Here is a 26,549-nt window from a genome sequence, read left to right on the forward strand (position 1 = left end):
AAAGTAATTTAATGTTTATGACGATGAAAAAATCAACAAAAGTAACTCTATGGATTAAGCTTTCTATACCTTTATTCTTTACTCTTTTTATCACTTCATTTTTAAAGGCGCAAGAATACGGAGATTATACAAATGATGGCTACAATCATAAGTCAGTTCGTCCTGTTCACGAATCTCATATTGACTATCAAAAAAGCCTTTGGTACAGAATTTCATTGAGAGAAACACAAAATCGTCCGTTTTTCGCAGAAAAAAATGAAATAACAAAACTTATCATCGATGCTGTAAAGTTAGGAATTGTTACTCCTTATCAAAATGATTCACTAAGAAACCACATGAGCAGGGAACAGTTTTTAAGCAATATTCACCTACACGAATCAGAATTAAACCTTACAGAAGAACAAATTTTTGGCTGTTGGGGAGGCTTTTTGGATAAAGATTTAGAAAATGATGATAACACTTGGGGAACAGAACTAGACTCTAGTTCTTCTGATGAGTATTATGCTAATCAGTTTTATATTTTGGAAACAAAAACAAATCAGTTTTTTGATAAAAATCGTAGCCGAATGATAAACGATATTCAAACTATTAGCATCATTCTTCCTGCTGAAATGAATCCAGCCACAGGACTTGAAACAACAATTGCTACATTCTCTTACAAAGAATTGGTACAGAGTCTTTTTAGAAATAATTCATCTGCTATTTATTACAATCAGAGAAATAATCAAGCACACCGAAACTTAGAAGAAGCCTTTGATTTGATGCTTACAAACGGGCGACTTATAAAATATCAAAATGCAGATGATGATTATATAATGGATATTTATGAAAACTATAATCAAACGCTTTTAGTCGCCCAGAATTATGAAGCCACAATGCTAGAATACGAAAGTAACTTGTGGGAAAACTGATTTTAATTTTTTTTTACGAAAGTTTTGATACTATCTTATTAAGTCTGTAATTTCAAGTGTGAAATTATAATCAAAATTTGAAGTGATTCTACCATTGATTTTTTGTAGTTTTGTTTGATTAGAGAAAATTAATTATAAAATTCAGAAACACTACAAAATTCATTTTTTTATGAACGTCTTAATCATCGGTTCAGGAGGAAGAGAACACGCCTTTGCTTGGAAAATTGCTCAAAGCTCACTTTGTGATAACCTTTATATCGCTACTGGAAATGCTGGAACATCGCAAGTAGGAACAAATGTAGCCATCAAACCTACCAATTTTGAGCGTTTGGGTTCTTTTTGTGAAGAAAGTGATATTGATTTGGTAGTTGTCGGAAATGAAGAACCTCTCGTAAAAGGAATTGTAGATTATTTTAAAAATGATAATTCACTCAAAAACATTCGAATTATTGGAGCAAATCAGCAGGGCGCACAGTTAGAGGGAAGCAAGGATTTTGCAAAGAATTTTATGAATAAAAATAATATTCCGACGGCAAAGTCAGAAACATTCACAAAAGAATCTATTCAAAAAGCAAAAGAATATATTGATACCTTGTCCATTCCAGTTGTTTTGAAAGCTGATGGACTAGCAGCAGGAAAAGGCGTTGTGATTGCTCACTCAAAAGAAGAAGCTACCAAAACGCTTGATGAAATGCTTTTAGATGAAAAATTTGGAGAAGCAAGTAGTAAAGTAGTCATTGAAGAATTTTTAGATGGAATTGAAGTTTCTTTGTTTGTTCTTACAGATGGAAAAGATTATGTTTTGTTGCCAGAAGCCAAAGATTATAAGCAAATTGGAGAGGGAAATACAGGACTAAATACAGGAGGAATGGGTGCAGTTTCGCCAGTTCCTTTCGTTACGGAAGAGTTTATTAAAAATGCAGAGGAAAAAATCATAAAGCCAACACTTCAAGGACTTCAAAATGAAAATATAGATTATTGTGGTTTTATTTTTATTGGGCTGATGGTAGTGAAAAACAAAGCGTATGTTTTGGAATACAATGTCAGAATGGGCGACCCAGAAACAGAAGTAGTTTTGCCACGTATAGAATCTGACTTTTTGGCTTTGTTGGATGCAACAGCAAAGAAACAATTAGGAAATCACTCTCTCAAAATTTCCAAAAAAGCTGCTACTACAATTATGCTTGTTTCGGGAGGTTATCCAGAAGATTATGAGAAAGGAAAATTAATAAAAGGACATACAAATCTTCAAAAAAATGTAATTGCATTTCAAGCAGGAACGAAAGAAGATGAAGGACAAATATTCACAAATGGAGGACGAGTGATTGCCCTTACTGCACTTGCAGACACAGCAGAGGAAGCTCTAGCAGCATCAAATCACGCAGCCGAGCAAGTTGATTTTGAAGGAAAATATTATCGTAAGGATATTGGAAAAGATTTGTTTTAAGACGTAAACTCCAAGCATTTTTTATTAATGCTTGGAGTTTTTTTTGGTTTACGGAATCAACAAGACTTTACTAGAACTTTTTCCACTTTCCAAAAAATTGTGAGCCTGTTTTCCTTCTGAAAGTTTGAATTTTACAGGAGGTTTTATATTAATTTTACCTTCTTTAATCCAATCAAAAAGTTCTTTTGCTCGTTTTTGTCGTTGTTCTTCTGAATTGAGATAACTCCAAAGGTCGTCACCTGTAAGGGTCTTGCTAGTATCCATCAACATTCTAGGATCAACAGGTTTTGGGTCGCCTCCACTCATTCCATAAAAAACGATATGCCCACACTCTTTCGTAACTTCAAAACTATCTTCTAAAGTGATTCCAACACTATCATAAACTACATCAACTCCTTTTTGATTTTTGACTTTTTGAGAGATTTCTAAAACTTCTTTTTTCCAACCTTCATTCAGTAGTAGAGCATAATCAGCTTTTTGTTCTCTGATAACTTCCAATTTACTTTCACTTCTTGTAAGTCCAATCACAGTTGCTCCCTTATTTTTACAGATTTGAGTAAGTATCTGTCCTACTCCTCCAGAAGCTGCATGGACAAGTACAATTTCATTTTCTTCAATCTTATGACTATCAGTTGCTAAATAATGAGCTGTTAGTCCTTGCAATAAAACAGATGAAGCAAGTTCAAAGTTTATATTTTCATCAATAGGAATTATATGAGATTCTGGAACAGCTACTAATTCAGCATTAGCAAAAGGAACATCTGTAAAGGCTACACGTTGTCCTACTTTATAGTTATCTGAGTTTGATTTTTGAATAATTCCAGCTCCTTCATAACCAGCAATAAAAGGAGGATTTCCTTTTAAGTGATAATTTCCTTTTCTGCGATAAATATCTGCATAATTTAGTCCAATAGCTTTCATCTCTACTAAAACTTCATTGTCTTCCAATGTAGGAACTTTAATATCTATGTACTTAAGAACATCTGAACCTCCGAACTCGGAAAAAGTAAGAGCTTTCATTTTATTTTCCATATTAATTATTAATCGTGTGTAAAAAAAATATTAGGTTATAGTTGAATGAATTAAGGTTTGCAATGATACATTTTTTTATTATATAATTAAATTATTTTCGTATCTTTTTTGATAGTATTTATTTTGAGTTAATAGTTACAATGTTGCTCATTAATTCTATAATCTAACTCCAAGATATTCAGAACTTTAAAAACTCTTCTTATAGGAAATAAAACTTCTTACCCAATTATCAAAGTAAATTTCACGTTCTGTTAGGACATATAACCTCTAGCAACTACTTCTATACCTATGAAAAAAACTATTTATTCTTTCACTTCATTTTTTTGTTTTTGTATTCTACTTTTTTCTGCTTGTGGAAAAAATTCTGCTTCCAAAACTGATATAAATGATACAGATTCTTTGACTCATCAAGCTTTTGAAAAAAATGAAACTGATGATACTGCGATAAAGAAAATTACTTACGAAATCTTCACGGATAGTGGAACAGTTGATTTGCCCAAAATAGAACCTTCTATGCCTGATTTTGGAACTTCTTTTAAAGAACAGATTTTAGTAGTTACGGAAGTTCCTAGCCAAACCAACTTGGAAGCTATTCAAACCATTTTACAAAAAAAACAAAACTACTCTGGAGATGCAAAAGAAGCATTAGTCAAAAAGAAAAAAGAGTATTTTGATTTTTACATAGATGCAAACTCCGAAGAAATAATTGGAATGTCAGCAGATTGGGAACAAAACAAAACTATAAGTGTCATCTATAATGACAATTATTTTACAACAATAGGTTTTTATTTAGATGAATATGGAGGTGGCGCACGTTCGTATTACACAGACACTTACCTAACTTTGGATTTAAAAAATAGTAAACAGGTTACTTTATCTGATATTTTTGATAAAAATGGAATTTCACAACTCACACAAAAACTGACAGTTAAGGCAAAAGAAATAGTAGAGAAAGAGGGAGCTTCTTCTATGGAAGATTATGGTTTTTTAGTAGAGAAAGTAGAACCAACAGAACGATTTTTTTTTACTGATAAAGGAATTGAATTTAGCTACCTTCGTACTGAAATAACAGTTGGTGCTATGCCTCCACCTACTTTTTTATTGACTTGGAATGAATTAAAAGATATAGTCAAAGCTGATGCTTCAGTTCGTTCTTTGATGAAATAATGCGACTCAATTTTTATATGAATAAAAACCAAATTCAAGATGGAATAATTTATCTCAAAACGCTTACTTTCAAACGTTTTTGGAATGGCGTTTTGTTACTTTTTAGTTATTATATCTCCAAAATCACAAAGCAAAATTACCAAAAAGGTTTTCCGATAAGCATTGCTTTTGAGCCTACAACAACTTGCAATCTGAAATGTCCTCATTGTCCGTCTGGACTTCGACAGTTTTCTCGCCCTACTGGAAATGCAAGTAATGCTATTTTTGAAAAATTATTAAATGAAATTTCTCCTTATCTGACCTATCTTATTTTTTATTTTCAAGGAGAACCCTATATCAATAAGCATTTTTTGGATTGGGTAAAACTAGCTAATGAGAAGAATATTTATACAGCTACTTCTACAAATGCTCATTATCTGACAGAAGAAGTGGCAGAAAAAACAGTTTTATCAGGACTTTCTCGGCTTATTATTTCTTTAGATGGAGCAAATCAAGAAACCTACAAAAAGTATAGAATTGGAGGAAATATCGATAAAGTATGGAAAGGAATTGAAAATGTAGTCAAACACAAGAAAAAACACAAGAGCAAAACGCCTTTTATTATGCTTCAATTTATCGTCTTCAAACACAACGAACACGAAATAGAACAAATAAAATCAATAGGGAAAGAATTAGGAATTGATAAAGTAGTCATCAAAACAGCACAAATTTATGATTATGAAAATCAAACTGATTTTATTCCAGAAGATGGGAAGTATAGTCGTTATAAAAAGGAAAATGAAAAAGTAACTCTAAAGAATAATTTAGAAAATAGCTGTTGGAAGATGTGGCATTCGTGTGTCGTTACGTGGGATGGAAAGGTAGTTCCTTGTTGTTTTGATAAAGATGCTACTCATCATTTGGGAGATTTAGAAAAGTATTCCTTCAATGAAATTTGGCAAAATGAAACCTATTCTGAATTTAGAAATTCATTATTACAATCAAGAAAAGAGATCGAAATTTGTAAAAACTGTACAGAAGGAACGAAGGTTTGGGTGTAGAATAAAAAACGCCACAACTTATTGAGAAATGATTTATATGATTTTTATGATGAGTGAAGATAAATGCAAATTTGTATGTGTTATCTTGTAATTGTCATATTAATCATATAAATCACTCGCTAATTTTTATTGTATTAACTCATAATTTTCTTTTTCATGCGTTCGTATTCTTCATCTGTCAAGATTCCTTTTGCTTTAAGGTCGTTGAGTTCAGCAATTTTGGCTTCTTTTAATGCTTGTTCTTCTTCACTTTCTTTTTCCTCTTTATTTTTCTGATTTTCGCCTGATTTATTTTGAAACTGGTGTTCATATTTTCCATCTTTAGGAGCATTTGGGTCAGTTTCCATTGTTGGCTTATCTTTTTTTCCTAAATCTGTTTTTAGATTTTCATCTTCGCCATTCATAGAATTTTTAGCCTTATCTCTCATATCAGCAGCATATTCTTTTCCTTGCTCAAACTTTTCTTTGTAGAAAGTTTTGAATTTTTCGGTATCAATATCAAATAAATCTCCTCCAGACTCAAAGTGCTGGACAAAGACACTTCCTATTGCATAAGTAGAAGCTCCCGACAAAACCACCATTGCACCACCTCCTAAGAAAGAACCAATGATTGGAATCGTTTTGACAGCCGATGCCCCCATACGAACAAGTGTACCTCCTGCAAGAACAGAGATAAGAGATTTTCCCATATTTTCACTCATTTCAAAACCATATAGATTCGAAACTTGCTTTAACATTTCATACTGCATCGCTGAAACAGCAATTGTATCTACAAAAGGAATTGGAATTGCCCCCATTCCCATAGACCATAAAACGTGTTTTTGAACGATACCTTCGGCTTGAACTTTAGCTTGACTCATAATTTTGTTGTGATTGATAATTTTTGATGAATTTTTAGAATAACTGTATAATAGACTAATAACGTAAAGAGACAAATGAAGTTTTGAATAATTCTTATTTGAATAATTTTCTATTTTTTCTTAGATATTCTTTTGCTTCTTTTTTGGTAGAGTGTTTTCGGTCTGCGTGGTCTTTTATTTTTTCATAATAACCTTTTGCTGCCATATAATCTTTTTCTATATGAGCAATTTGCCCCAAATAAGCCAAAGAATACAAATAATATCCCGAGTCTTGTGCATCTGCACCTTCCCCAAACTCAACGGCTTGTTTGAGATATTTTTTCGCATCTTCATAATTTCTCAAGGCTCTAAAACTATGTGAACCCAAGAAGAATGCAGCATAACGCCCAATTGTTCCCTCATAACCAAAAGCATTTTTTTCGATAAGTTCTAATGCTTTTTTAGATTCTTCAATGGTTTTGTTTCCGTCTCCGTTCAGATACAAAAGTTTTAGATACTGACGATGAAAAAAAGCATTTTTGGGATAGATTGTATGCAAATATTCACTTAAATTTAATGCCTTTGCTCTATATGTAGGGTCTGTTTTGGATTCACTATCATAAATACGAACTAAGAAAGTTTGAGCTTCTGTTTTGGTATAAAATCCTTCTGCTGTTACTTCTTCTAATTGTTTGATTCCCTTTGCTTTGTCTCCATCTTTGAAAAACCAAAGAATGGGCTTTAATTCTCCATAATTTTCTGGAATCCATTCTACATAATAATTATATAAGCCATCTCCGAAGAGTAGTTCTGGACTCAAATCTCCATACCCTCTAGCATCTTCTAAATAATTCAAGGCTCGTTTTCCTGCAATGGTAGCAGCCGTCCAATTTCTTCTATTGGATTCTAAACGTCCCTTAAAAGCATAAGCAGCTGATAAAAAAAAGGCAGCTTCTATTTGTTTTGGCGATTTTTTTTCTGCTTTATCAAAAATATCTTCTGCATAGGTAATTGTCGAATCCATATATTTATTAAAAACACCATCATAGGTTTTTATGTCTTCATTAGGCATCATTTTCCAAAAATTACTCAATCCCATCAAAAAATAACCTAAAGGATGCTTTGGATAACGCTTTTTTATCCACTTAAACTGACTTTCTGCACTTCTAAAGTCAAAATTATACATATCATTTAACCCTTGTGTTGCTTCTATCTGAATTGCCATACTATTGATAAGCATTTCTACACTATCTGGATGAGGCAAATCTTGTGCGTTTGCACTTTGATAACTAAAAGGAGAAAGATAAAATAATGAAAATAGAGGAATGAGAATATAAAGTAATTTTTTCATAGCTTGATAGAATATTAGTGAATGAGATAGGAATTTTGACACAAATCATTTTTACTTAAACTCTAAAAAAGACTTTTAGATAAAGCAAAATGATTATTTATACTTACTCTAAATAACAAAATCATACCAAATAATTAAAGTTAGAAGTTAGATTTAAGAAGTTAGAAGTGAATTTCAATTCTTTCATTCTCTGAATAATCGTACTTTGCAAATTGGTATTTCGTTGTAGAAAAAAAATAAATAGGAAAAAAAATGGTGGAAATTATTTCAAAAAAAGGAACAGAGCTTTCAGAGAAAGAAGTAAAACAAATTACAGATTTGGCACAAAAAGCAAATCCTGCTTTTCCTGATGATTACCTTCATCATTTTCATATAAATAGGTACAATCCTATTTTTTATATGCACAAAATTGATGGAGAAGTAATGGCAGTTCAGGCATTTTATAATGTAAAAAATCAAACTCCTTTTCATGAAAAACCATTAGAAATCATTTTTGTAAGTGTCGTTTTTAAAAATGAAACAGCAGACAGACACATCAAGAATTTTGCAAAAAAAGGTAATTTATTATTCTTGAAAAGAAAGCTAGGTTATTTTTGGTTTTTGGGTAAATTTTTATTCATCTTCCAAACCTACAATCCCAAAGCTATCGAACGTATTTCGCCTACTTTTTATGAAACTTATCCAACATTAGACAAACCTGTTTCTGAAAGAATCTATAATTTTGTGCGTGGTTTTATTGATAATCATCTCAAATCTGATGAAATAGAATTGAGTGATTACTTGATTCGATTGAATAAATTCGATATTCCGACATCAATTACGGATTCTTGGAAATTTTCTTATGCTTCAAAAAATGAAAACAGAAATCAATTTTTTAGCGACCACGAAATCATAACTAAAAAAGGAAATGATTATTTTTTGGAAGGAAGAGCCGTTTTTTTTGTAGGCTATTATAATTTTTGGAAGAGGTTGAAGCAGAAATTACTGTTTATAAAGTAGGTATTTGTGTATTCCCCAATCTCCATTTCCTAATTCCTAATTCCCATGTCCCATTTCCTAAGAATCAAATAATACAGAATTAGCATCGTAACATAAATAAAAATTCCTAGCAAAAGATGGCTTTGAGCATATTCTATATGAGGAGAAAGAAGAGGAAGAAATTTAATTGAAATAACAATGCGTCCAGTATTTGCGATAATTGTAACAAGCCAAGCTAAATTAAAAACAAGAATAAAGAAGTAGAAAAATCGCCACAAGTCAGTTATTTTTTTATGCAAAACAAAAGCTCCTAAAAGAAATGACATTAGCCAAAAATTAAGACCCGAACAGCTTTTATCGATAATTGTAGTCGGAGAAATTTGAGTACAAACATAACCTTCGTTCTGCAAAAGGTTAAAATCAAGTCCTGTAATTTGTTCTACCCAAATCGTAGTGGGTTTCAAAAGCCAAATAGAATACTCTACGTCAAGATTTGTAAAAATCCATTTAGCTGCAAAGCCAATACAGAAAACTGTGAATAGGAAAAGTAGAGATAGTTTGTTTTTCAATTTTAGAGAAATAGGAATTAGGGAATGGAGATTGGAGAATAAAAATATAATATTACTTTTTATTTTCTAAAACTTAAAAGCATTTCAAAACTCTCTTTCTTATTTTCATGATAAATAGGCTGATGAAAATCATTAAGACGATTCAAAAGTGAAATAAGTTGTCGTTTTTCGCTTTCTTCCAAATCTCCCACAATAAGTTCTCCTATCTTTTGCATTCTTCCTACGTGGGCAAAAAAGATTCCTTTTCCAGCTTCTGTTATGAACAATGATTTACTGCGCTTGTCTTTTTCTGACTTCTTTTCTGTAATAAAACCATTTCTTTTCAGTCGTTTTAGTATTTCTATTCCTGTTGTTTTTTCGTGAATATGATAATCAATAATTTCGGTTTTGGTGCTGCCTTCTTTAAGCATAATACTTCCCAAATAGGTAAAATCATCTAAGGTAGTGAGAGGGCTATCTTCTAAAGCCTTTTTAGTATAAAACTTTGCGAAACGATACATAAAGCCAATAAATTTTCCAATAATGCTATCTAATGTTTCGCCTGTTGGCTCTAGTTTTATTTCTTCAGATGTATTGCTTTTAGACACACGACTGTGTGTCTGTACGTAGAGCCATTCAGAGAAAATAGCTAAATCATCTTTTTCTAGTTTTTGCCCTGTTTGGGTTTCGTACTCTTGCGCTTTATCTATAAGCTCGTGTAAAATATCGTAATTCATTTTTTTGCTGTGTATATCGCTCGTGGGGACACAAGCAATGAATAAATCTTTTTCTGCTTTTCTAAGAAAAGCTAACTCTGTCGTTGCTCGTATTCTCACGAGCGACCTTTAAAATAAAATTTAGTATATTAACGTACTAAATAAAAAATAGTTTTTAATAAATTTAAGAAAATAATTATCTAAAACTAAAACAATTCTCAATTTTTGAGGTTAGATTTGCATTCTGAAAGCAAAATACTTTCTGTATTTTTTAAATTTAATACGTAAACATACTATAAAATTACAACTATTTTTTTATTTTATCAAAAATTCAAATGACTACTTCAAAATTTTACCACTTATTTTTTCTTTTATTTTTTAGCCTTATTTTTTCAAATTTTTCTTTTGCACAAGACGAAACACAAGAAAAATCCGTAAAAAAAGGAATTGTACAAGGAACAGTCAGAGATAAGGACACGCAAGAACCACTTATTGGCGTTTCAGTTATTGTTGAGGGTAGTGACCCAATCATTGGCGTAGTTACAGATTTGGAAGGAAATTATAAATTAGAAATTCCTGTGGGAAGTTATAATTTAGAAGCTTCATATATTGGTTTTGCATCGCTCAAAAAATTCAATATTATTGTAAGTACAGGAAATGCAAATAATGTAAATTTTGAACTTGCAGAATCGTATTCTAACTTAGAAGGTGTCGAAATTGTAGCACGAAAAGCAACTTCTGCATCTCCTACAACGGTTGAAAGTCCTCTTTCTACACAGCGATTGACAACGGAAGAAATCAAAAGTAATCCAGGGGGAAATTTTGATATTTCTCGTGTTGTTCAAGCTCTTCCAGGGGTAGGAAGTACGAGTGGAGGAGGAGGATTTCGAAATGATATTATTATTCGTGGTGGTGCGCCAAATGAAAATGTTTATTATTTAGATGGAATTGAAATTCCTGTTATCAATCATTTTGCCACGCAAGGAAGTGCAGGAGGCCCTACTGGAATTTTGAATGTTTCTTTTATTGAAGATGTAACACTTAGTTCTTCAGCTTTTGAGGCTCGTTATGATAATGCACTTGCTTCTGTTTTTACATTCAAACAAAAAGAAGGAAATTCGAAACGTTTACAGGGAAATATTCGCCTTTCTGGAACTGAACTGGCAGCTACTTTTGAAGCTCCTTTAGGCAAAAAAACTACGATGCTTTTGTCTGCTCGTCGTTCGTATTTACAATTTTTGTTTGCGCTCATTGATTTGCCTATTCGTCCAAACTATTGGGATTTTCAGTATAAAGTAACTCATAAATTCAACGAAAAAACTACACTTACAGCTATCGGAGTAGGTGCTATTGATGATTTTAGTTTTGAAGCCCCAGAAGAATCTACACCTGAAAGTGAGTATGTTTTGCGTTCTAGTCCAAGTATTAATCAATGGAATTATACAACTGGTTTTGCTTTGAAAAGATTGGTAAAAGATGGTTATGTAAATGTAGCTTTGAGTAGAAATATGTTTGATAATCGTTTGGATCAATTCGAAGACAGACAAGAAAGTGAAGAGTTTAGAACGCTACTTTTAGAATCACAGGAGATTGAAAACAAGTTGCGTATTGATGTAAATAAATCAAAAAAGGGTTGGAAATACGCTTATGGAATTGTTGGTCAATATGTGAAATTTAATAATGATATTTTTAATCGTTTGAGAAAAGAAATACGTGATTCGACAGGAAATATCATTCAGTCAGAAGTTCAAATCAATTATAACTCTGCGATTGATTTCTTTAGATATGGAGCTTTCGGACAGGTTTCAAAAACGGTTTTGAATAACAAATTAGGTTTGTCTTTTGGTGTTCGTACAGATATGAATACATTTATGGACACAGGAAATAATCCTTTAGAAACATTATCGCCACGTCTTTCAGCTTCGTATTATCTCAATGACGAATGGTCAATTAATGGTTCTGTTGGTCGTTATTTCAAAATTCCAATTTATACTGTTTTGGGTTTTCAGAATGAAAATGGCGATTTTGTCAATAAATCAAACAAATATATTTCTTCTACGCACTATGTCTTGGGAACGGAGTTTTTGCCACGAGCAAGTACACGTTTTACAGTAGAAGGTTTTTATAAAAACTATGCAAACTACCCTGTTTCGGTGCGTGATGGAATTTCTCTTGCCAATCAAGGAGGAGGTTTTGGCGCAATCGGTAACGAAGCTGTTGAAAGCATTGGAGAAGGAAGAGCATACGGTGCAGAATTTTTATTCCAACAAAAGCTAGTAAGTAAAATCTTTGCTGTCTTTTCTTATACATTTGTTAGAAGCGAATTTGCTGGAACAGACGGTGAGCTTATTTCTTCTGCTTGGGATAATGGTCATTTAATTTCAGCTATCTTGGGAAGAAAGTTTGGTAGAGGTTGGGAAATGGGTCTGCGTTACCGTTTTGCAGCAGGTTCTCCTTATACACCTTTTGATTTATTGGCTTCTCAAAGAAATTATTTGACGACTGGTAATGGAGTTTTGGATAATTCTCGTCTAAATTCTCAACGCTTAGGGAATTTTAGTCAGTTTGATTTCCGTTTGGATAAAAAAATTAATTTCAAGAAAATTACATTGGATTTATATATCGACATTCAGAATGCACTCATACAGGCTTCTCCTGCTTTTCCTCGTTATACCTTTGAGAGAACAGAAGATAATTCGGGTTTCAAAACCACTAATGGACAGCCTATAAATAATGATGGCTCAAATGCAATTCCTACCATTTTGGAAGATAGTGAACCAAGTGTTTTGCCTACTATTGGATTTATTTTGGAGTTTTAGAATTTATTTTGAGTAAATGATTTTTTCTTAAAGACGAGGTTTGTGCCTTGTCTTTTTTTGTTTGAAGTTAGCTACATTTGTATAAATTAGAATCGGCTGAAAAAACACTCACAAAAATGAATCTTACAAATAGAAGCAAAAAACTAATCAAAATAGCTGCTATCTTTATTTTCTCTTATTTCGTTGTAAGAGAAATTATACCTGCTGATTTTTATTATTATAAAACAAATTATTCTTATAATACCAATGTCTCAAGTCATCATAATTCGAAGACCTCTAAAGCTATATTTGAAACAGATACAGTAGATATTCTTGATATAGAACAAGATATATATTTTCGTTTTTATGACTCACACCAAAATAGTGTTGAAAAAGATACAAATACTATAAAAATTTATATTAGAAAAGATATAGATACAGACTGGAGTAGATTTGCACCTCTTTTTAAAAGTATAGATTTTGAATCCCATAATTCATACAGGTGGAACTGTAAAATTTACAAAGATAGTAAGGTAACTAGACTTGACGAATATGGTAGTGTGGATGTTATGGGTAAGATAAATATTAATGGTTTTTGTTCTGCAAAAAAATCATCAAAAATGATTGATAATATAGTAACCAATGAAATACGTAAAGCTGTGAAAGAAAAGATTGATGCTAAATTTGAAGAGTTACTTTCTGAAAATTAACTTTCACTCATTTTTCAAACAAGTAAATATTTTGCATTCAAAGATGAGCAAAACATCACTTATGAAAAACCTAAAAAACGATAATGAACTCTCGTGGTCGTCAGTAGTGGCAAATAATGCAATGAACAGAAAAAGAGTAGCTTCGGGTGTAAACAGCTATGAGAAAGACATCAAAATTAATATTGAATCATATTTGAAAGGCATTGAAAATGAGCAAGAAGTTCGCTGGGTAGATTTGTGTTGTGGAGAAGGGAACGCCTTATTAGAAGTTGCGAATATTCTTAAAAAAGAAGTAAACAGTTATAGATATAAGTTGGAAGGAATAGATTTAGTCGGATATTTCAACCCATCTGTTTTCGAAGCCAAAGACATATTAGAAGTTAGCGAAACAAACTTATCAGATTGGAAGACAGATCTCAAATATGATTTGATTACGATTGTACACGGATTGCACTACACTGGAGATAAATTGAAATTGATAAGATATGCAGCAAGTAGATTAAAAAATGATGGAATGTTATTAGCTAATCTTGATATAAAAGATATAGAAATTACAAATGAAGTAGATAGCAAAAAGGCAATTCAAAAATATTTTCGGAAAGAAAATATAGATTACAATTTAAGAACGAAACTTCTTAGCATAGAAGGAAATAAAAATATGCAAGATGATTTTATATATCTAGGAGCAGATGATAAAGCTGGAGCAAATTACACAGGTCAAGATGTTGTAAAATCGTATTATAAAAAAAGAAAATGACAACCAATCAAAGAATAAAACTGGTATTGATATTAATCTTATTTTAGTAACAATGAAATAAATTTTAATGAAAGAAATAGAAACATATTATCCACAAAGCAAACAGCAATGGAGAGAATGGTTAGTTACAAATCATATTCAAAAAGATGCTGTTTGGCTTATTTTTTATAAAAAGAAGACAGGAAAACCAACGCTGACTTGGAGTGATGCTGTAGATGAGGCTCTGTGTTTTGGTTGGATTGATAGCGTCAAAAAAACGTTGGATGAAGAAAGGTATATTCAATATTTTTCTAAACGAAAACCAAAAGGCACTTGGTCTAAAGTCAATAAGGAAAAAGTTGAGCAGCTTATAGCCAAAGGGTTGATGATGCAAACAGGTTTGGACTGTATAAAAATTGCAAAACAAAATGGTAGTTGGGAAATTTTAGATAGTGTTGAAGCATTACTTATTCCAAAAGACTTAGAAGCAGCATTACAATCAAATGAAAATGCAATGGACTTTTTTATGAGTTTAAGTAAATCAGTTAGAAAGACAATGTTATATTGGGTTATCTCTGCCAAAAGACAGGAAACAAGACAGAAGCGAATTACTCAAATTGCAGAACTTGCCAGTAAAGGGTTGAAACCCAAACAGTTTTGAGAAAGGGGATAAACCTACACAATTGCTCTTAGTTGTTTCTATTCCATTTGATTTTTCATTAGATTTGTTTTATTCAGATTTTGATAAATCTTCCAACAAAACAACTACTATGAAAAATAATTCTGTTTCATTCTCTTTTTTTTTATTACTATTCTTTAGCTTTTCATTTTTATCAAAAGCTCAAGATAACCTCAAAAGTAGTTTAGAAAAAGATGCTTTTTATCAAAAAAAAATAAATTCAGCGTGGCAGAATAATGAAATAGATAGTACATTATTCTATTATGATAAGTACGTATCAGAGCTAAACCCCAAGAAAGAAACTAAAAACTACATCACTTTTCAAATACAACGACTCAATGTAGCTTATTTAGTTGGCAATGCTGAAGTTATTGAAAAGTCAATTGAAGAATTACAGAACTTAAAACTAAATTCAAAAAAAGAAGCTGAATTAATTCATCAAATAACCTTTCAAGAAGCAAAGTATGAGTATTGGAAGGGGTTTTATCAAAAATCAGTTGATTTATTTGAAAAAATTCCAGATTATGAACAGCTCAAAAGCTATCAGTTAGCAAAAAGATATGCAAGTGTTGCGCCTATAAACCTAGACTTTTTAAAAATAGAGAATTTCAAAAACTCAAAATTTGAGACTGCATCCGAGCAAACCTATCTTCTTAGTCAGCTTTTTATTTCCTACGGAATGCCTAATGAAGCTCTTTCACTTGCTCAAAAAACAATTGATTATTTGCCACAAACTGCCAACGAAATTGAAAAAACAAATGCTCAAATTCAGTACGCAAAAGTGCTTTTGCTTTATCAATTAAAGATAAGAGAAAGTCAAGTTTATTTAGATGAAATTCAAGAAAAGGTTACTAAATATGCTCCTCAAACTGAACTAGAATTGCGCTATCATGTCTTGTCTATGACCAAATTATTCATTGAGAGAAAGATGAAAAACGTAGTAGAAGTTAGTGATTCTGTTTGGACGCTTTGTCAAAAAACCCCTGCTACAAACGCTGTCTTTCAAGACCATATTCGGGTGCGAAGTGCTATGCTTTTAGAAACTCGTAAGTGGGAGGAAGAAGAAAAATTAATAGATGAATATATAGAGCAGTTTTCAGAGCTATATTCTACAAAATCACATCAAGTTCAACAGCTTTATGCCCACAAATCACTTCTTTATTTTTATCAAAATTTCTATCAAAAAGCAGTTGATTATTCAGATAAAATACTAGAAAATCCTGTTGCTTCGGCTTACCTTCAAATTGATGTCTATAAAATTAATGCTATTGCTTATTCTAAAATAAATAATTATGAAAAATCTTTTTTTTATTCAGAAAAATATTTAGACCTAACTAGAAAAGCATTAGGAGAAAATCACGTACAGGTGGCAAATGTCTATTCCTTAGTCGCAAGTATTTATAGAGAACAAAACAATTTGCAGCAGTCGGTAGAGTATTCTAAACGTGCAATTGAAATCTATGAAGCACAAGAACAGAGAAATTTCCCAACAGCTATTGCTCGTTCTCATCAAGTCATTTCGACAGCTTATCTAAAACTAGAAAAAGCTAAAAAAGCTCTTTTTCATACGTTAGAAGCTAAAAAAATCCTAGAAGAATTATTTTTCAAAGATAGATTTTATATTCTCGGACGAACGTATAGTAGTTTGGGAATGGTATATCGAAATCTTGAAAACTATGATTCTGCCTACACGTATTATCATCTGTCTTTAGCTGCCGAAAATGCCTTACCAGAAAAAAATAGAAATAGAGCAAGTATAGGAAGAGTGTATAATAATTTAGGCTATGCTTTCGAAATGCAGCAAAATTATGATTCAGCTATTTTTTATTATAAAAAATCACTAGTAGAAAAAGAAAAGAGTAATAAAAAGTGGATTAGTGCAAACGTTCTGAATAATTTGGGAAACTGTTTTGCAGCTATTTCAGACTTTACTAGAGCCGAAGAAAACCATAAAAAATCAATAGAAGTAAATCGTTTAGGAAAAGATTATGCAGACTTAGAAGTAGCTTTAGATTCCTATAAAGGTTTGGCTGATTTGAACAAGTTTTCTTTCAACACACGTCTAAATTATTATAGAAAAGCAGATGAAATAATTGATAAAATGCGCTCTCAATTGCATACCGATACCGACCAATTACTTATTAGCAAACTGACAACTGAAATTTATGGAAAAGCTCTTTCTACCTGTTTTGAGGCTACCAAAACGAAAAATGTAGATGAACAAATTTATGAAGATGCTTTTTATTTTGCAGAAAAAAACCGTGCTTCTTTATTACGAAAACAAACACAGGAAGCTCTTGTAATGACACAAGTTCCTGAAAATTTGAGAAAGTTAGATGTAAATTATAGTTCACTCACAGATTATTATAAACGTGAAATATTAGAGCTAGAGAGTATAGAAAATGAAGAAAAAACCGAGAATCAAATCACCAAACTAGCTTATTATAATCAACAAATTTTAGAAATAAGAAATAAACATCAAGAACTCAAAAATGAATTATCTAAAAAGTTTAAGAGCTATAAAAAACTTCAAGAATCTAGTCAATTAGTTACGACCCAAACTGTAAAAGATAACTTGAAAGAAAATGAACAAATGATTGTTTATCAATGGTTTGAGCCGTATTTATTTGTTCAAGTAATCAGTAAAAACAGACAGTTATTTTATAGAATAAAACCTATTGATTTTGAGAAAACCTTGAAAAAATATAGAAACTGTTTGGCTAAAGATTGTAGCTTAGAAAAATTTGTACAACAAAGCAATGCACTTTATAAAATAATCATTCAACCGATTGAGTCATCTATTAAAACAAGTCAAAAACTTATTATTATTCCTGATGCTATCTTACAGCAAATCCCTTTTTCTACATTATCAAGTACATCTAAAAGTGATTTATCTAGCCAAGAAGTAGATTATCCGTTACTCAAAAAAGAAATTTCTTTTCATTACTCCTCCTCACTTTGGGTCTCTCAAAGACAGAGTAAAAATCAAGTAAATTATGAATATGAGTTTGTTGGGTTTGCGCCTGTTTTTGAAGAAAAGGAAGAAAATAATAATCTTTTGGCAAGTAATCGAAGTAATTTGAGTTCGCTTCCATACAGCAAAGAAGAAGTAGAAGAGATTTCTAATTTATTTACTAATCAAGATAAAAATGCTTTATCTTTTACAAACTTAGAAGCCAATCAAGAAAATTTAAAAACCTTTGCAGCCAAGACAAGAAGGTTGCACCTAGCTACACATAGTCAGACATTTACAAAAACACCTTTTAATTCTCATATTTGGTTATTTGGAAAAGAAATGCCACAGAAATTTTATGCAAGTGATTTGTACGGAATGTCTTTTCCTAACGAACTGGTTGTTTTGAGCAGTTGCCGTTCTGGAGTTGGGCAAGTTGTGGAAGGAGAAGGCGTAATCACGCTTACTCGTTCGTTTCTGAATGCAGGAACAAAAAATGTTATTTTTTCTCTTTGGCAAATAGATGATTTGGCTACAAAAGAGCTAATGACTTCTTTGTATGGATTTGTTGCAGAAGGAAAAACATATTCAGAATCCTTACAATTAGCCAAACAAAGAATGAGAGCATCAGAAAAATTCAGAAATCCTTATTATTGGGCAGGTATTTTATTGGTGGGAGAATAAAGGTATTTTTTATACAAAACGAAACCCATAATTTTAATCATGAGAAAACAACCTATTTTGCTTTCCTATAACTAAAGCTATGGATTTCGCTTTTTTAATTGCGTAAGTAAATGAGTAGAATTAAATATAACTAAAAATACCATAACTTATTGGTAAATTATTTATATGATAAAATGAAGATAAATGCAATTTCAAATATAATTTATTATTTTATTATATAATTTTGTATTATCCTATAATCATCATAGTAATCATAAAACCGATAGCTCGGCGAAGCCAAATCACTCGCTAATCAGTCATTACTTATATTTAATTTTGTACAGTTACTTAACTGTAATTTCAATTATTTTTGAATCTTTCTTTATATCACTTGTTTTGAGTTCATAATCATAATGTTGCTCATCAAGTCTATAACCTAGCTCATCATTTACAATAGCCTGTGTATAGCCTTCTATTTCAGAGCCATAGACTTTCAGATTCGGATATTTTTCTAGCAAAGTCCCAAAAGTATCTCCTATACTGATTCCATCTTCTGTTTGAGCAAGTTCCGAAGTAACAGTAATAGAACCTACTTTTTCCTCAAAAGGAACAAAATAAGCAACTATATTTCCATCTTTATCTTTGACATTAAAAATATCAAAATCGCCTTCTCCTGTTTGTAGTAAGCCTTTTTCTAGTGTTCCTTCATAATCTGCTATTTTCATATCTGACGAAAGTCCCAAAAAAGTTTTTTCATAGATAATGAGTTCATTTTCTTGTTTTTTTTCTTCTACTACTTCCTCTTTCACCTCTTCTACAACTACTGTTGTAGTGTCCATAGTTTCTACTTCAGTAGATTCCGTTTCTTTTGTTTGGTTAGAGCCACACGAGAAAAGACTTGTAGCAAAGATAACTAGGATACAAAATTTTAAATTTCTGATATTCATAATAATAAATAGTAAATAAGTTGATTGAAGTTAGTTTAGACAAACAAAGGTTTGCCTTTAATTATCAATTTACGAATTTCTAGTTTGCTTTGAAACAATTGAAAAAAAGAAAAACCTTTGCTCAACTCTTTGCAAAAGTTGAGTAAAGGTTTTAGAAAAGTAAAAAGCAATTTTTCTTTTTTTATGTAGTCTTTAATAAACGTCTTCACCTGTAAAACGATTCTCTAGTTCGTCAGCTACTCGTGCTACTTCAAAAATCATATACCGAACTTGGTCATAAGTACAAAGTTCGTATTTGGTAGAAGAACCTACCTCTACATAACCATCTTTGAGTAAAATTTTGGAATAACAAAGACCACTATTTAGCTCTAAAAGTTCTTCCAAACTAATATCTTTATAATCATCTAATTTACAGACTTTAGACATAAATTCTAACATAACACCATCTCCTCTAGGAATAATATATCCTTTTACATTTTGATAACGTCCATCACTGAGGGGAATTGTTACGATAACTGTATCGTCTGAATAATCAGTATATTTTCCATTGACTTCTTCAGCCAGTCCACGTAAATAATTTTGTACGTGCTTGTCGCTCGTTGGATTTGCTGTTGCAACCATAATTAGTATATTTTTTTGTGTGTGTAGGTATTTTTGATAAACTTAACTTGTGTTTTTAGCGATAGTGTATTTTACTTTTATAAGTTACTTAAAATCAATGAGTTTTCAAAATAACTATAGATGTTTTTTGCACTAAAAGAAGATTTTATTTAGATAAATACCTTAAAAATGAATTAAATGATACATTTTGGTATTAAATGACTTGTTCTTAAAAAAAATAGTTTTATAATTTTACTGCTCATATCCTTTACGATGTCTGATGTTACTTTTGTTCTGTCATAAAAAATAAATTATCATCCAGCTTGACATAACTATTGATACCTCATGCGAACTACTATTCTGCTTTTCTTACTTTCTACTATTATCGTATATGGTGGTCTTTTGCTTCCAAAAACATTACTTATTGAGCAATCAATAGATATTCATTCTTCTTCTGCTCATATCTCTAGCTGTTTGTATGATTTGCCTAAATGGGAAAAATGGCTAGATTGGGAACACTACGAAAAAACTTCTGATAAAAACTATATTTACTCTCAATTTCCACAAGGAGTAGGTGCATTTATGAAACTTAGAGAAGAAAATAATTCTAAAAACTCTGAAAAAGTAGAGTTATATATTCAATCTATTATAACTCAAAAGCCATCAAAATCAGATTTACAAACACTAAAATATATTGCCAATTTTGAGAACTTAGGTACACATATAGAGGGCGAATTTGAAGTACAATCAATTAATAGAAATAGCGATACTAATGTAAATTCAATGTTAAAGTTTACATTAGAAATTGACTTGGGAGACAATCCTTTTGTGCGTTATCTAGCTTATTTTTATTATAAGTCCAAAATTGAAAAAGAAACAAATATAAGTTTGGAACAACTGAAAAAATTGTGTGAAAGCCCTGTTTTGGGATAAAAAACAAACTCTATAAAGAATTGAACCTTAAAAGAGAGATTTATAGCAAATAGACTTTTTTTCTAAATTGTATTTTGTAATTTTAGACACAAATTAAGTCTTCCTATCAAATAATTGTTTCTCTTGAAGTATTTATCCAAAAATTTCTTTTCTTTTTATTATATCAACTCTATCGCTAAAAGGTCAGTATTTTACCTTTTGAGTGTTGTTATTATTTCCCTTTTTTGGGTTTCCTGTTCATCTTCTAACGAATTTGAAAAACCTAAAGAAATTGCCAAAGCCGTCGAAAAACTTCCTAAAGAATGGTTTCTTTTGACGGAACGAGAAGGAAAAAGAATTTTGATAGAACCTTATGAAGGAATGAACCCGACTTTTAAATTTGAGTATGATTTAGCAAACGAGCGTATGCAAATTCGTTATCAAGCCAACTTGACACAGCGTGTTTGGCTTGTTCAGAAACTCATAAAAAAAGAAAATACTTATACATTTTTTCTTTTAGAAAATGGAGGAAATACGACTACTCGCCTTACCTACTCACAAACTCCCCACCCAGCCGTAGGAAGTTGGCAAGAACCTTCTGCTGTTTTTTTGCCTTACAAAAATGCTTATTTTGTTTGGGATAAAAGTCCTTTTGAAAAACAAAACCAACAAAATGCAGCTATTTCTACACAATGGGAACGTGGAGAATGGTTACGTATGAAAGGAACTATTGAAGGCAAAGATTATTCACTCTGGGCTTATGTTTGTGTAACGGCTGATGTTAGTTCGCCTCAATTTCAGCGTGGTGTTTATTTTTATGATACTTTTTGGCGAGATATTTATTTAGAAAATGCACTAGATTATAAAGATAATATAAATGTAGATGATAAAAATAATAAGAAATTTGAATGGATAATCGAAGAACGAGCTGCCTTAGATGCCGAAACTATTTCGGGCTATTTCAAAGGTTCAGTAGATTATGACTATAACTTTAAAGGTATTTGGGAGTCTGCCAAAACGAATCAAAAACTAGATTTTCTCTATGAAGAAAAAATTCTTCCTTACTCATTAGAAAATCACATCAAACGTTTCAAAACTTCTGATGGGAGTTCTCTCTGTATTTATTATCCTCAAATTACAGGAATAGAAAATGAAGATATTTTGAAAGATTTTAATAATACCTATATCAAATCGCACGTAAATGCGTGGCAGAAGGAATTTTTGGCTAAACTAGATACCACCGATTCTCAAAATCGAAATTGCGACATAGAAATAAATTATAATATTCTTTTTGCGAATCAGAACCTAATTAGTGGACTGTTTTTTATTCGTCAAGGAAGTAAAAGAACAGAATATGTAGCCTTTAATTATGACTTAAAAAAGAATGAGGTTTTCAGGCTTAATCACTTATTCGAAACCGAAGTAGATAAAAGAAACCCTCAAAACAGTTTTGAAGCACGTATTCACTTACGAGCCAAACGCCACGTAGAAGTAGAATCTCAACGCCACCAAATGGAGTTTGAACCTTATGATTCACTTACCGTTTTGGAGCATTATAATTTTCTACCTGATAATTTGAGACTGACACTTTATAGTCGCTCACAAAAACGCTTTTTTCCGATTTATATTCCTTACAAAGATTTGAGAGCCTATATTAAAGAGAAAGAGCGAAAGATTTATTTGGAATTGGAGTAAATTTTCTTGTATCAAACTTTAATGTACTATGAATTATAGTGAAATTATATCATCTACAAACTTTATGGGTAGCGAACCTACAATAAGAATAGAGGGGCAAGTTGATCTAGAAGTTTACACAAAAATGAAAAAAGCATTTTCTAAAGGTATAGATATAAATTCTCTTTGCTTTTTTTCTAGTTATTCAGGTTTTGAAATAGAACTAAATCATAAATTTGAAGTGATTTTTGATGAAAATAATCCGTTGAATTATACTTTTTTAGAGTCTGAACTACTTGAAGTAACTCAACAGTTTGCTTTCCCAGAACAACAAATTAGTAGAGGTTGGAAACATATAATTATAGTTAGTTTCAATCCATTTATTCCTAATATAATAAAAGAACTACCAATCGTAGACAATTGGTTTATCGGTAAAGCAGGAATTAGGCTAAGTTCTAAAACATTTTATAAAGGATATAGAGACTTGTATTTAAGTTGAGGTAAAAGTAACTGAAATATCAAAACATTATGAATAAAAGCAATAAACCTTTTGAGCCCGTTTTTGTAGATATTACATTAGCAGGAGATGCTATACACCCAAGCGAACGTTTAATAGATGAACTAGAGTTTAGAAAAATTTCTAATCAAGAGTTTGCTCAAAAAATGGAAATAGATGTTGATTTTATTAATCAATTTTTGAAAGGAAAAGCTAAGGAAAGCAGTATAATCTAATAATTTTCATTCTCCTCAATCTCTTCTTTCTCTGTGGTTAAAATGTATTTGTAATTCCCATTTCCCAATATCCATTTCCTAATTCCTATCCCTCCACTTCTTCCCAAACTACATTCAACCAGTCATTTAAAGGCTGTCCTGCAATGGCTATTTCTGCTATTTTTTGAGCAATATCATCAGATAAAAGTTCTTTATCTGTAATTGATTTTTCTACAATAAAATGTTTAAATCTAAGTAGTTCGATGTTTGGGTGGTCTTTTGGATAACCACGAGGAGCAGTTTTCAAAACTCCGTTTTCCATTTCTGAAAATCCATCAAAGTATTTTTTGAATTCTTTTTTATTGAAAATTGCTTTTAGTTCGTCTGCATTATAATCAATTTCTTCTCTAATTTTTTTGATATAATTTTTGTTGGGTTGATAAACACCAATGGCTAGAAATGAATTATCATTTGGGGCAATGTGAAGATAAAAAATAGGTTTTTCCGTTTTTCTTCCGTCTGGATGCAAAACAGCACTAAAATAAGTTTTGTAAGGTGTTTTGTCTTTACTAAAACGAATATCTCTATTCAATCTAAATATGCAATCTTTTGCTGTTATACTAGAAAAAGCAGGGTCAATTTTATGTATAAAATATTCTAAAAGAGCCGTAACTAAGACAGAAAACTCTTCTCTTGCAGCTTCATATTCTTTTTTGTGTTCTTTAAACCAATCTCTATCGTTATTTTTATGTAATTTTTTGAGGAAAGCTAATGTTAAAGGGAGCATTTTTAATGGGGAGTTCTGAATTAAAATTATGAAAAGTCATATTATATTTCGCTACTTCGATAAAACAGTATTGAAACAATTAGGTTTGAGATAAAATGCTTTTTTTAGATTAATTTGTATAAATCAATACAAAATCAAAATTCTATTCTCAAAAAACAAAAAATTGTGTATCTTACCATTGCGAATATTTTTTAGACAATTATACTACTTTTTGAATGGCAACTTATCATACAGTACAGAGTGGCGACACACTTTGGGGAATTTCTAGGCAATATCAAATTTCAGTAGATGAAATTCGAAGACTTAATAATATGTCAGATGCTAGTCTTTCGTTAGGACAACGTTTGCAAGTTAGCCAATCTACTCCTACGTATGGAGGTGGAAATACTGCCGTTGCATCTTCCCCAACAACCAGTTTTTACACCGTACAGGCTGGAGATTCACTTTGGAGAATTGCTACAAAACTGAATCTTTCTGTAAATGAAATAAAAGCTTTAAATAACCTCACATCGAATGCACTTTCACTAGGACAACAGCTTCGTATAAGTGGTGGAGGTTCAGATGCTACGTCAGCTAGTATTTCTAATAGTACACCAACTATTCAAACCAATTCGCCAACAGTTGTAAAAGCTCCTGTTTTTACTCCTCGCCCAAGTTATGTAGTACAGGCTGGTGATAGTATGTGGCGAGTTTCTCAAAAAGTCGGTGTTTCGGTAAATGAAATCAAAAGTATTAATAATCTGACAAGTAATATTTTGCGTATTGGTCAGATGCTTTATTTAGAAGAAAAGCCTGAAGTTGCCTCTCAAGCTGCACCTGTTCAAAACCCACAACCTACACAAGCTGCTCCAAAAATTATTTATCATACTGTTGTTTCAGGAGATTCTTTGTACAGAATTGCAATGGCATATAATGTTGGTGTTCAAGATATTAAAGAAAGTAATGGACTTAGCTCAAACGCACTTTCGTTAGGACAGCGTTTGATGATTACGAAAAAAGCAAAGACAACGAGTTATAGTTCTTCATCTAGCTCAAATAGTAGTGTAAGTACGAATATGGGAAGTGGAGCTTCGAAAGGAAATTCTTCTTCTTCTGTGTCAGAGACAGGAAATATTTCGAAATACGAACAAAATAAAAAAGAAGTAATAAATCTTGATGCAATAAATGGAGTTCAGATTTTTGGAAGTGGAGGACTTTCTGCAAGTGTTGGGCGTGGTGGTGCAAACCGTCAGGTTGATGTAGAAAAAGTACAACAGCGTTTCGTACAGTTAGATTATATGAATGCTGTCGGTGGTCTTTCACAAATTCAAGCTACTATTTCAGCAATAGATAATTTTCAACGAAGGAATAAAATTGACTGGTGGGCAGGAAAATCATCACTCATTGGAGCTTCTGGTTATTCTAATGGACTCATCAAGCCAAATGATGTAACTTATAAATTACTTAGAGAGCATACGACCTATAATATCACTTACAAAGACCATAGAGGAAACTTAGAAAAAGTTCGCTTCTCTAATTTTGTAAGAAGTAATTATAGTGTTTATCCGTATGGGATTTCGTATTCTGGAACTGTAATTCACGATATTCCAGCATCGTATTATGAAAGTGTTGGACTTTCACGCCAACTTGCCGAAGCCTTAGAGTTTGTGTCTAAAAACGAAGGAAAATTTGATGCAATAAATAGCTATGATAAAGCTGCTTTTTCTTTTGGTTTTATTCAGTTTGCAGGACAAACAGGAGGAGGAACTTTCCCTCATATGATGGCACTCATAAAAGACCGAAACCCATCTTTATTTGAAGAAGCCTTTGGAAGATTTGGACTTGATGTAGAATACACATACAGAAATGACAAATACAATGCTGCAAAAATGGTCGTCTTTACGCCAAATGGAAAGCGTTATGAAGGAACAGATGCAGAGAAATATATCCGTTCAGATAAAGTTCTTCATGGCGTATTCATAAGGGCAGGACAAAATGTTGAAGTAGCTAAACTACAAGTTTTGGCAGCCGTACAAGAATATGTAAAACCTGCACTTAGAGCCAAAATTTCACTTAATGCAAATGGAGTAGATGTAAACCGTGAGCCTGTTACAGATTTTATAAATTCAGCAGGAGGAATAACTGTCTTGATAGATTTAGCTGTAAATCAAGGACTTACAGGTGCATTGCGTATTTTTGCTCCAGCTATGGAACAAGTGATGAAACAAACAGGTATTCGTTCGGTAGCAGCACTCAAAAATATAGATGAAAAACGAGTAATTCAGACCATTGTAGCCAATGCGACTGATGCAAGAGTGCGTACTCGTCCTCAAAAAGTGCTTGATGCTGGGATTAGTTTTAGCTAAATATA

The 26,549-nt window shown here is 31.6% G+C and carries 23 protein-coding genes; 15 read left to right on the forward strand and 8 right to left on the reverse strand.

What is annotated here, in order from left to right:
* Window positions 1-23: 23 nt before the first annotated feature.
* Together gldN and purD are read left to right on the forward strand one after the other, a co-directional pair.
* The gene (gene gldN, locus WAF17_RS08650; protein ID WP_338768854.1) at window positions 24-911 is read left to right on the forward strand and encodes a gliding motility protein GldN; all 888 of its coding nucleotides are present in this window, start codon (window positions 24-26) and stop codon (window positions 909-911) included.
* A 169-nt stretch (window positions 912-1,080) separates the two neighbouring features.
* Complete coding sequence (gene purD / locus WAF17_RS08655) at window positions 1,081-2,358, forward strand: phosphoribosylamine--glycine ligase (RefSeq protein ID WP_338768857.1); 1,278 nt, start codon at window positions 1,081-1,083, stop codon at window positions 2,356-2,358.
* A gap of 48 nt (window positions 2,359-2,406) precedes the next feature.
* Here purD and WAF17_RS08660 read toward each other — a convergent pair whose 3' ends face one another.
* Window positions 2,407-3,390 carry a quinone oxidoreductase gene (locus WAF17_RS08660; RefSeq protein ID WP_338768860.1) on the reverse strand — a complete coding sequence of 328 codons (984 nt, stop codon included), beginning with the start codon at window positions 3,388-3,390 and terminating at the stop codon, window positions 2,407-2,409.
* Between the two features lie 288 nt (window positions 3,391-3,678).
* Here WAF17_RS08660 and WAF17_RS08665 point away from each other — a divergent pair, with 288 nt between their 5' ends.
* Entirely contained in the window at window positions 3,679-4,557 is an 879-nt protein-coding gene (locus WAF17_RS08665; protein WP_338768863.1) for a DUF3298 domain-containing protein, read from the forward strand.
* Window positions 4,558-4,574: 17 nt separating this feature from the next.
* Entirely contained in the window at window positions 4,575-5,597 is a 1,023-nt protein-coding gene (locus tag WAF17_RS08670) for a radical SAM/SPASM domain-containing protein (protein ID WP_338768867.1), read from the forward strand.
* A 134-nt stretch (window positions 5,598-5,731) separates the two neighbouring features.
* Here the strand turns inward: WAF17_RS08670 and WAF17_RS08675 are convergent, their stop codons facing one another.
* Entirely contained in the window at window positions 5,732-6,457 is a 726-nt protein-coding gene (locus WAF17_RS08675; RefSeq protein WP_338768870.1) for a DUF697 domain-containing protein, read from the reverse strand.
* A gap of 94 nt (window positions 6,458-6,551) precedes the next feature.
* Window positions 6,552-7,787 carry a tol-pal system protein YbgF gene (locus WAF17_RS08680; protein ID WP_338768872.1) on the reverse strand — a complete coding sequence of 412 codons (1,236 nt, stop codon included), beginning with the start codon at window positions 7,785-7,787 and terminating at the stop codon, window positions 6,552-6,554.
* A 252-nt stretch (window positions 7,788-8,039) separates the two neighbouring features.
* Here WAF17_RS08680 and WAF17_RS08685 point away from each other — a divergent pair, with 252 nt between their 5' ends.
* Window positions 8,040-8,786: a hypothetical protein gene (locus tag WAF17_RS08685; protein ID WP_338768874.1), complete on the forward strand. Its 747-nt coding sequence runs from the start codon at window positions 8,040-8,042 to the stop codon at window positions 8,784-8,786.
* A 29-nt stretch (window positions 8,787-8,815) separates the two neighbouring features.
* Here the strand turns inward: WAF17_RS08685 and xrtK are convergent, their stop codons facing one another.
* Window positions 8,816-9,334 (reverse strand): exosortase K, encoded by a 519-nt coding sequence (gene xrtK, locus WAF17_RS08690; RefSeq protein WP_338768876.1) that lies wholly within the window; start codon window positions 9,332-9,334, stop codon window positions 8,816-8,818.
* Window positions 9,335-9,393: 59 nt separating this feature from the next.
* Window positions 9,394-10,050: a MarR family winged helix-turn-helix transcriptional regulator gene (locus WAF17_RS08695; RefSeq protein WP_338768878.1), complete on the reverse strand. Its 657-nt coding sequence runs from the start codon at window positions 10,048-10,050 to the stop codon at window positions 9,394-9,396.
* Between the two features lie 314 nt (window positions 10,051-10,364).
* On the opposite strand from WAF17_RS08695, the gene WAF17_RS08700 reads away from it, so the two are divergent.
* The 5 genes from WAF17_RS08700 (at window position 10,365) to WAF17_RS08720 (ending at window position 18,589) form a co-directional block, all read left to right on the forward strand.
* Window positions 10,365-12,848 (forward strand): TonB-dependent receptor, encoded by a 2,484-nt coding sequence (locus WAF17_RS08700; RefSeq protein WP_338768880.1) that lies wholly within the window; start codon window positions 10,365-10,367, stop codon window positions 12,846-12,848.
* A 116-nt stretch (window positions 12,849-12,964) separates the two neighbouring features.
* A complete protein-coding gene (locus WAF17_RS08705) occupies window positions 12,965-13,537 on the forward strand; it encodes a hypothetical protein (RefSeq protein ID WP_338768883.1) in 573 nt (190 codons plus the stop codon).
* Window positions 13,538-13,598: 61 nt separating this feature from the next.
* Window positions 13,599-14,294 (forward strand): methyltransferase domain-containing protein, encoded by a 696-nt coding sequence (locus WAF17_RS08710; protein ID WP_338768886.1) that lies wholly within the window; start codon window positions 13,599-13,601, stop codon window positions 14,292-14,294.
* A 67-nt stretch (window positions 14,295-14,361) separates the two neighbouring features.
* Entirely contained in the window at window positions 14,362-14,934 is a 573-nt protein-coding gene (locus tag WAF17_RS08715; RefSeq protein WP_338768888.1) for a YdeI/OmpD-associated family protein, read from the forward strand.
* 109 nt (window positions 14,935-15,043) lie between these two features.
* Window positions 15,044-18,589: a CHAT domain-containing tetratricopeptide repeat protein gene (locus tag WAF17_RS08720; protein ID WP_338768890.1), complete on the forward strand. Its 3,546-nt coding sequence runs from the start codon at window positions 15,044-15,046 to the stop codon at window positions 18,587-18,589.
* 323 nt (window positions 18,590-18,912) lie between these two features.
* On the opposite strand, the gene WAF17_RS08725 is transcribed toward WAF17_RS08720, so the two are convergent.
* Window positions 18,913-19,515: a hypothetical protein gene (locus WAF17_RS08725; RefSeq protein WP_338768892.1), complete on the reverse strand. Its 603-nt coding sequence runs from the start codon at window positions 19,513-19,515 to the stop codon at window positions 18,913-18,915.
* 192 nt (window positions 19,516-19,707) lie between these two features.
* Window positions 19,708-20,136, reverse strand: coding sequence for a hypothetical protein (locus WAF17_RS08730; protein WP_338768894.1), 429 nt, complete (start codon window positions 20,134-20,136; stop codon window positions 19,708-19,710).
* Window positions 20,137-20,460: 324 nt separating this feature from the next.
* On the opposite strand from WAF17_RS08730, the gene WAF17_RS08735 reads away from it, so the two are divergent.
* The 4 genes from WAF17_RS08735 (at window position 20,461) to WAF17_RS08750 (ending at window position 23,433) form a co-directional block, all read left to right on the forward strand.
* Complete coding sequence (locus WAF17_RS08735) at window positions 20,461-21,048, forward strand: hypothetical protein (RefSeq protein WP_338768897.1); 588 nt, start codon at window positions 20,461-20,463, stop codon at window positions 21,046-21,048.
* Window positions 21,049-21,171: 123 nt separating this feature from the next.
* A complete protein-coding gene (locus tag WAF17_RS08740; RefSeq protein ID WP_338768900.1) occupies window positions 21,172-22,722 on the forward strand; it encodes a hypothetical protein in 1,551 nt (516 codons plus the stop codon).
* Window positions 22,723-22,750: 28 nt separating this feature from the next.
* Window positions 22,751-23,200 (forward strand): hypothetical protein, encoded by a 450-nt coding sequence (locus tag WAF17_RS08745; RefSeq protein WP_338768902.1) that lies wholly within the window; start codon window positions 22,751-22,753, stop codon window positions 23,198-23,200.
* 29 nt (window positions 23,201-23,229) lie between these two features.
* Complete coding sequence (locus tag WAF17_RS08750; RefSeq protein ID WP_338768904.1) at window positions 23,230-23,433, forward strand: hypothetical protein; 204 nt, start codon at window positions 23,230-23,232, stop codon at window positions 23,431-23,433.
* A gap of 85 nt (window positions 23,434-23,518) precedes the next feature.
* Here the strand turns inward: WAF17_RS08750 and WAF17_RS08755 are convergent, their stop codons facing one another.
* Complete coding sequence (locus WAF17_RS08755; RefSeq protein ID WP_338768907.1) at window positions 23,519-24,199, reverse strand: DUF2461 domain-containing protein; 681 nt, start codon at window positions 24,197-24,199, stop codon at window positions 23,519-23,521.
* A gap of 215 nt (window positions 24,200-24,414) precedes the next feature.
* Between WAF17_RS08755 and WAF17_RS08760 the strand changes: the two genes are divergently transcribed.
* Window positions 24,415-26,544 (forward strand): LysM peptidoglycan-binding domain-containing protein, encoded by a 2,130-nt coding sequence (locus WAF17_RS08760; protein ID WP_338768910.1) that lies wholly within the window; start codon window positions 24,415-24,417, stop codon window positions 26,542-26,544.
* The last annotated feature ends 5 nt before the right edge of the window (window positions 26,545-26,549 follow it).

It is taken from the genome of Bernardetia sp. ABR2-2B (assembly GCF_037126435.1).
In the GTDB taxonomy this organism is placed as follows: Bacteria; Bacteroidota; Bacteroidia; order Cytophagales; family Bernardetiaceae; genus Bernardetia.

Excerpts from the sequence above, each read along its gene's own strand:
- WAF17_RS08735 (WP_338768897.1), top strand. The coding sequence starts at position 20,461 with ATGCGAACTACTATTCTGCTTTTCTTACTTTCTACTATTATCGTATAT.
- WAF17_RS08750 (WP_338768904.1), top strand. The coding sequence starts at position 23,230 with ATGAATAAAAGCAATAAACCTTTTGAGCCCGTTTTTGTAGATATTACA.
- WAF17_RS08660 (WP_338768860.1), bottom strand. The coding sequence starts at position 3,390 with ATGGAAAATAAAATGAAAGCTCTTACTTTTTCCGAGTTCGGAGGTTCA.
- WAF17_RS08670 (WP_338768867.1), top strand. The coding sequence starts at position 4,575 with ATGAATAAAAACCAAATTCAAGATGGAATAATTTATCTCAAAACGCTT.
- WAF17_RS08705 (WP_338768883.1), top strand. The coding sequence starts at position 12,965 with ATGAATCTTACAAATAGAAGCAAAAAACTAATCAAAATAGCTGCTATC.
- gldN (WP_338768854.1), top strand. The coding sequence starts at position 24 with ATGAAAAAATCAACAAAAGTAACTCTATGGATTAAGCTTTCTATACCT.
- WAF17_RS08680 (WP_338768872.1), bottom strand. The coding sequence starts at position 7,787 with ATGAAAAAATTACTTTATATTCTCATTCCTCTATTTTCATTATTTTAT.
- WAF17_RS08700 (WP_338768880.1), top strand. The coding sequence starts at position 10,365 with ATGACTACTTCAAAATTTTACCACTTATTTTTTCTTTTATTTTTTAGC.
- WAF17_RS08685 (WP_338768874.1), top strand. The coding sequence starts at position 8,040 with ATGGTGGAAATTATTTCAAAAAAAGGAACAGAGCTTTCAGAGAAAGAA.
- WAF17_RS08720 (WP_338768890.1), top strand. The coding sequence starts at position 15,044 with ATGAAAAATAATTCTGTTTCATTCTCTTTTTTTTTATTACTATTCTTT.
- WAF17_RS08675 (WP_338768870.1), bottom strand. The coding sequence starts at position 6,457 with ATGAGTCAAGCTAAAGTTCAAGCCGAAGGTATCGTTCAAAAACACGTT.
- WAF17_RS08715 (WP_338768888.1), top strand. The coding sequence starts at position 14,362 with ATGAAAGAAATAGAAACATATTATCCACAAAGCAAACAGCAATGGAGA.
- WAF17_RS08710 (WP_338768886.1), top strand. The coding sequence starts at position 13,599 with ATGAAAAACCTAAAAAACGATAATGAACTCTCGTGGTCGTCAGTAGTG.
- WAF17_RS08745 (WP_338768902.1), top strand. The coding sequence starts at position 22,751 with ATGAATTATAGTGAAATTATATCATCTACAAACTTTATGGGTAGCGAA.
- WAF17_RS08695 (WP_338768878.1), bottom strand. The coding sequence starts at position 10,050 with ATGAATTACGATATTTTACACGAGCTTATAGATAAAGCGCAAGAGTAC.
- WAF17_RS08760 (WP_338768910.1), top strand. The coding sequence starts at position 24,415 with ATGGCAACTTATCATACAGTACAGAGTGGCGACACACTTTGGGGAATT.
- purD (WP_338768857.1), top strand. The coding sequence starts at position 1,081 with ATGAACGTCTTAATCATCGGTTCAGGAGGAAGAGAACACGCCTTTGCT.
- WAF17_RS08725 (WP_338768892.1), bottom strand. The coding sequence starts at position 19,515 with ATGAATATCAGAAATTTAAAATTTTGTATCCTAGTTATCTTTGCTACA.
- WAF17_RS08730 (WP_338768894.1), bottom strand. The coding sequence starts at position 20,136 with ATGGTTGCAACAGCAAATCCAACGAGCGACAAGCACGTACAAAATTAT.
- WAF17_RS08665 (WP_338768863.1), top strand. The coding sequence starts at position 3,679 with ATGAAAAAAACTATTTATTCTTTCACTTCATTTTTTTGTTTTTGTATT.
- WAF17_RS08755 (WP_338768907.1), bottom strand. The coding sequence starts at position 24,199 with ATGCTCCCTTTAACATTAGCTTTCCTCAAAAAATTACATAAAAATAAC.